Raw genomic sequence first — 3,397 nt, 5'->3', positions numbered from 1 at the left:
TGTGTATACGGGACAGACCAGGGCCCGGGCCCCGTGCCGCCGCGCCGCCAGGGCCAGGGCCAGCATCCCCCGGATCGGCCGCAGCCCGCCGTCGAGACCCAGCTCCCCCGCGCTCCAGATCCCCTCCACCTCGGTGGCCGCCAGCTGCTGGCTGGCCACCAGCAGCCCCAGGGCGATGGGCAGATCGAAGCCGGGGCCCGCCTTGGGCAGGTCGGCGGGGGCCAGGTTCACCACCACCCGGGTGAGGGGCACCCGCAGGCCGCCGTTGCGCAGCGCCCCCCGCACCCGCTCCCGCGATTCCTGGGCCGCCGCATCCGCCAGGCCGACCACCCGCAGCCCCGGCAGCCCCGGGGCGATGTCCACCTCCACCGTCACCGGCAGGGCCTCCACGCCCCGCAGGGCCCCGCTGCTGCACCGTGCCAACATCCCTTCGCAGGCCACTGCCCGTTCAGTGCCACCTCCCGACCACTCCCCGGCGTCCCATGGCCAGCAGCGACACCATCTTCGGCCGCATCCTGCGCGGCGAGATTTCTTGCCAGGAGGTCTATGCCGATGACCTCTGCCTCGCCTTCCGGGATGTGAATCCCCAGGCGCCGGTGCACGTGCTGGTGATTCCCCGCGAGCCGATCGCCCAGCTGGGGGAGGCCACCGGAGAGCACCAGGCCCTGCTGGGCCACCTGCTGTTGGTGGCCGCCAAGGTGGCTCGGCTGGAGGGGCTCGAGAGTTGGCGCACCGTGATCAACAGCGGTGCCGAGGCCGGCCAGACCGTGTTCCACCTGCACCTGCACGTGATCGGCGGCCGCCCGCTGGCCTGGCCGCCGGGCTGATGGCCGGGAGCACACCGCGGCCCCGGCCGGGTCGGGCCGGCGGTGAGAATGGCGCGATCTGCCCACGCCTATGACCCCCCTGAAGGCCCTTCGCGAGCAGTTGGGCAAGCTGCAGCGCCTGGCCCAGCCCTACTTCCTGCCCCTCGACGAAGACGGCGGCGGCGGCGGCCAGTTCCTGATCCTGGTGGTGGCCCTGCTGGCGGTGGTTGTGGGCTTCACCCTGCTGCTGCTCACCGGCGTGGTGGCGGCGGCCGGGGCCTGGATCCCCGAGCTGCGCGACCGCTTCCTGCCAGGGGTTCCCGAGCAGGTGGCCGTGGTCTGGAAAGGGCCGATCGGCCTCGTGATCATGGTGCTGTTCGCCGCTGGCCTGGGCGCCTTCATCAGCCTGCGGGCCAAGCTGCGCCAGGGGCGCTGGCTGCCCTGGCTGCTGCTCGGCATCATCGTCCTGCTGATCCTTGTCATCAACGGCATCAATGTCGGCATCAGCTTCATCGTCCGGAACCTCGAGAACGCCCTGGTGGCGTACAAGGCGGAGTCGTTCTGGAAGATCCTCGCGATCTACGCCTTCTGCCTGGTGCTGGCCCTGCCGATCCGCGCCATCCAGAGCTACCTGATTCCCAAGCTGGGTCTGCTGTGGCGGGAGTGGCTCAGTGGCCGCATGCTGGGCCGCTACCTCACCAACCGGGCCTATTACGTTCTCAACCCCAACGAAGAAAGCGTTGAAGGGATCGACAACCCGGACCAGCGGATCTCCCAGGACGCGGCCAGCTTCACCGCCACCAGCTTGAGCGTGACGGTGGAGATCATCTCCGTCCTGCTCACCTTCTTCAGCTTCATCTTCGTTCTCTTGAGCATCAGCCAGACCCTGGCCCTGTGGCTGCTGGCCTATTCGGTGGGCGGCACCGCCCTGATCGTGTTCGCCAGCCGCAAGCTGGTGAACCTCAACTACCAGCAGCTGAAGCTGGAGGCCGATTTCCGTTATGGCCTGGTCCACATCCGCGACAACGCCGAATCGATTGCGTTCTATCGCGGCGAGCGCCAGGAGCAGAAGGAGGGCGAACGACGCTTGGAAGGGGCGATCGTTAACTACAATCGCCTGATCATCTGGGAGGCGCTGATCAGCGTCATCCAGCGCTCCTACGACTATTTCTCTCGCTTTCTGCCCTATTTTGCGATAGCTCCGATCTACTTCGCCAAGGACGTCGACTTCGGCGTCTTCAGTCAGGCCAGCATCGCCTTCTACCAGGTGCTGTCCTCGGTCAGCTACATCGTCAACAACATCGACCGGCTGGCGGCCTTCTCCGCCTCCATCAGCCGCCTGGAGGGCTTCCAGGGCAAGGTGGAATCGATCAGCGCCGAGATGGCCGAATTCGTGGCCGCCGAGCAGGCCTCCGCCGGTGGCGCCATGGGGGCCGGGGCCGGCGCCGTGCGCCCCGAATCGATCCTGGTGAGCCATGTTGATCTGGTGCCGCCCCGCACCAACCGCCTGCTGGTGCAGGACCTCAGCCTGGAGGTGACCGCCAACCAGCGACTGCTCGTGGTGGGTCCGTCGGGCTGCGGCAAGACCTCCTTCCTGCGGCTGGTGAGCGGACTCTGGCCGCCGGCCGCCGGCAACGTGCAGCGGCCGCCTTTGGGGGAGCTGATGTTCATCCCCCAGAAGCCCTACATGCTGCTGGGCAGCCTGCGGGAGCAGCTCTGCTACCCCCAGCCCACCGACCGCTTCAGCGATGATCAGCTCCGCCATGTGCTTGAGGAGGTGCGCCTGCCCGAGCTGGTGCAGCGCTATCCCGACCTCGATATCAAGCAGGACTGGCCCCGGCTGCTCTCCCTCGGCGAGCAGCAGCGCCTGGCCTTCGCCCGCCTGCTGCTCAACTCGCCCCGGTTCGTGGTGCTCGATGAGGCCACCAGCGCCCTCGACGTGACCACGGAGAAGGCCCTCTACGAACTGCTGGTGCAGCGGGAGATGGCCTTCGTGAGCGTCGGCCACCGGCCCACCCTCACCACCTACCACGACACGGTGCTCGAGCTCGATGGCTCGGCCGGCTGGCGCCTGCTTCCGGCGGCCGGCTATACCTTTGGCCGCGAGGACTGATCCGATGAGCGACCCTTCCGCCAACCCATCAGCCGACGCATCCCCGGCCGCCGCCATTCCGCCCGCCACCAGCGCCACCACCTCCGAGGTGCCGGCCTTCGGCTGGAGCGGCTACGCCGAGCGGGTCAACGGCCGCTTCGCCATGCTCGGCTTCGTCGCCGTGCTGCTGGTCGAGGCCCTCAGCCACGACACCTTCCTGCACTGGGCGGGCCTGGTGCCCTGATCAGGGCACCGCGATCAGATCCACCTGCCACTGGCCCTGGCGGCTCACCTCCACCGCCAGCTCCCGGCCGTCGGCCCGCAGCGACACCCGCCGGGGCACGCCGGGGGGCCGCAGCGGCACCGGCTGCAGGGCCATCAGGTTGCGGCGGTAGAGCACCAGCTCGGTGCGCCCCTCCAGCTGGCGCACCAGGGCCAGCCGCTCACCGCGACCATCCACCGCCACGCTCAGGGGCTGGGCGTCGGGGCGCTCCAGACC

Annotated in this window: 4 protein-coding genes and 1 pseudogene; 3 read left to right on the top strand and 2 right to left on the bottom strand. The window is 69.1% G+C overall.

Annotated elements, in window-relative coordinates:
* Nucleotides 1-426 (bottom strand): magnesium chelatase domain-containing protein (locus VB737_RS15720; protein ID WP_500314340.1); only part of this gene is annotated, 426 nt, incomplete at its 3' end.
* 56 nt (nt 427-482) lie between these two features.
* On the opposite strand from VB737_RS15720, the gene VB737_RS15715 reads away from it, so the two are divergent.
* From VB737_RS15715 to VB737_RS15705, 3 genes are all read left to right on the top strand, one after another.
* Nucleotides 483-827: a histidine triad nucleotide-binding protein gene (locus tag VB737_RS15715; protein WP_500314338.1), complete on the top strand. Its 345-nt coding sequence runs from the start codon at nt 483-485 to the stop codon at nt 825-827.
* Nucleotides 828-897: 70 nt separating this feature from the next.
* Nucleotides 898-2,919 carry an ABC transporter ATP-binding protein/permease gene (locus VB737_RS15710; RefSeq protein WP_500314336.1) on the top strand — a complete coding sequence of 674 codons (2,022 nt, stop codon included), beginning with the start codon at nt 898-900 and terminating at the stop codon, nt 2,917-2,919.
* Nucleotides 2,920-2,923: 4 nt separating this feature from the next.
* Nucleotides 2,924-3,142, top strand: coding sequence for a CAB/ELIP/HLIP family chlorophyll-binding protein (locus tag VB737_RS15705; RefSeq protein WP_500314334.1), 219 nt, complete (start codon nt 2,924-2,926; stop codon nt 3,140-3,142).
* Here the strand turns inward: VB737_RS15705 and VB737_RS15700 are convergent.
* Nucleotides 3,143-3,397 (bottom strand): annotated as a pseudogene (locus tag VB737_RS15700) (hypothetical protein); the annotation flags it as partial.

This window comes from Synechococcus sp. BA-120 BA3 (assembly GCF_034931285.1).
GTDB lineage: Bacteria > Cyanobacteriota > Cyanobacteriia > PCC-6307 > Cyanobiaceae > Cyanobium.
This window is presented reverse-complemented; position numbering and strand designations above follow the sequence as displayed.